Annotated in this window: 1 protein-coding gene and 2 pseudogenes; 1 reads left to right on the top strand and 2 read right to left on the bottom strand. The window is 66.3% G+C overall.

From position 1 onward, the window contains the following. Together KH616_RS24325 and KH616_RS24320 are read right to left on the bottom strand one after the other, a co-directional pair. Window positions 1-669: biosynthetic peptidoglycan transglycosylase (locus tag KH616_RS24325; RefSeq protein ID WP_292253777.1), on the bottom strand; the 669-nt coding region annotated here is incomplete at its 3' end. Between the two features lie 129 nt (window positions 670-798). Next, window positions 799-1537, bottom strand: a pseudogene (locus tag KH616_RS24320) (GntR family transcriptional regulator). Between the two features lie 278 nt (window positions 1538-1815). Between KH616_RS24320 and KH616_RS24315 the strand changes: the two are divergent. Continuing rightward, window positions 1816-2234: pseudogene (locus KH616_RS24315) on the top strand (delta(1)-pyrroline-2-carboxylate reductase family protein); the annotation flags it as partial.

Genomic DNA, 2234 nt, shown 5'->3' with positions numbered 1-2234 from the left:
GGCCGATTTGTCGAAGTACGTGCGCGCGGCCATCTCGACGCCGTACGCGTTGTACAGGAACGGCACGGTGTTCAGGTACGTTTCGAGGATCTGGTCCTTGCTGTACACCGCCTCGATCTTCAGTGCGGTGATCGCTTCCTTGAGCTTGCGCGTGAGCGTCGGCGCGCGGCCGATCTCGTCCGGATACAGGTTGCGTGCGAGCTGCTGCGTGATCGTCGAGCCGCCCTGCCGGTCGCCGGAAAACGTGCGCAACGCGGCGGACGCGGTGCGCTTCCAGTCGAGGCCGTGATGCTCGTAGAAGCGGTGATCCTCGGTCGCGATCAGCGCATCCACCATCTTCGGCGAGATCTGCTTGAGCGGCACCCATTCGCGGTTCGCGGGCTTGAATTCGGCGAGCAGCTTGCCGTCGGCCGACATGACCTGCGCCGGCTGATCGACCCGCGCCTTGCGAATGTCGCCGATGCCCGGCGTGAACGGAATCAGCGCCAGCACGTACAGCAGGAACAGCGCCGGCACGGCGACGACGGCGAGCGCGACACTGCGGCGCGTCGGGTGACGCAGATGGAACCAGACGAAGGCAAGGATGCGCTTGACCGGCGCGGCAGCAACGGCCACAAGAGGCTTGGCGCGCGCGGCCCATTTGGCACACAGGTCACGCACTGACGACACGTTTCGGCGATTCACGCGGATGAAGGTTCTGCTGAAAAGCGTGCATCGTACCAAAACTCGCCGGGCGGTCCGCCGTGCCGGCCGCCGGCGTCCCGTGCATGGCGCGCGCGGGGTGCCGCGCGCCGCCGATCACTTCGGCGCGATGTCCCGCCGCACGCGCCGGATATGCTGTTCGACATAGAACGCTGCGGCGTCCGCATCGCCGTCGACGATCGCCTCGTAGATCAGCCGATGTTCGGACACGTAGAGCCGGATCCGGCCCGCGTCATGGATCCCGTCGTCCTTCAGGCGCTTCCACAATGGCTCGTCCATCGTCTTCGCGACTTCGTCTGCGATCCTGACGATCAGCGCATCGCCCGTCATCAGCGCGAGCTGCCGATGGAACAGCCGGTCGCTCTCGTTCCACAGCGCGCGCTGGCAGGGATCGTCGATATCGGTAATGGTTTCCATCTGCGCGAGATAGCGTTCCGCGACACGGTCGGGCTGGCCCTTCGCGGCCGCGAGGCGCGCGATCGGCCGGCTCCAGGATCAGCCGCACGTCGAGCGTCGAGGTCGGGCTGACATCCGCCTCGGCCGCGCTGCGCGCGCCCCCGGTTTGCGCGAGCACCTCAAGCGGCGCCGATACGACGTAGGTGCCGGAGTTGCGCTTCGTATACACAAGCCCTTCGTTCTGCAGCGCGCCGATCGCCTCCCGCACGGCCGGACGGCCGACCGTCAACAGCGCCGCCAGCTCGCGCTCGGACGGCAGCCGGAAATCGGGCGCGTAGCGCCCCGCGCGAATCTCGTCGCGAATTTTCTCGGCGACCTGCTCGTAGATTTGCAGCGGCCTGAAGCCGCCATCCTGAAACTCGGGACGCGCGGACGTCATCGTCATGCTCCTGCCGGATCGTCGGGTAATGGGGGAACGGGTTCGCACGATACCTGAGCCGCATGCGCGGTCAAGTGGTCTGATATCGCGCAGATCCGATATCGTGGACAGATATTAGAACCAAAATTGTCTCGATGACGGCGTTTTGACTTGCGGCTGGCGCATTCATTGGTATAGATTCGATCCACGCTGGCCGTCAAACGCTATCCAATCTGTCAGCGATGCGCCGGGCGCGTCAGCGCTCACCCTCCACGCTCATTCGGTGTACCGACGCCCCCATGAACGCTGCCTCCCCGACTCCCGTTTTCGATGCGGCCGGCACCGCCGCGCTGCTCGACTATCCGGCGCTGCTCGCCGTCCTGAGACAGACCGTGGTCGAATACGCGGACGGCGACATCGTCAGCCCCGAGCGTCTGGTCGTGCCGCTGCAAGCGGGCGGCGTGATGCTGTCGATGCCGTCGAGCGCGCACGATCTCGCCATCCACAAGCTCGTCAACGTGTGCCCCGGCAACGGCGCGCGCGGATTGCCGACGATTCATGGACAGGTCATCGCCTGCGACGCGACGACCGGCGAAACGCGTTTCGTCCTCGACGGTCCGACGGTTACGGGGCGCCGCACCGCAGCCGTCACGGCACTCGGCATCCAGGCGCTGCATGCGGGCGCCGCGCGCCATCCTGCTGATCGGCACCGGCACGC

The organism is Burkholderia sp. (genome assembly GCF_018375725.1).
Taxonomy (GTDB): Bacteria; Pseudomonadota; Gammaproteobacteria; order Burkholderiales; family Burkholderiaceae; genus Burkholderia.
This window is presented reverse-complemented; position numbering and strand designations above follow the sequence as displayed.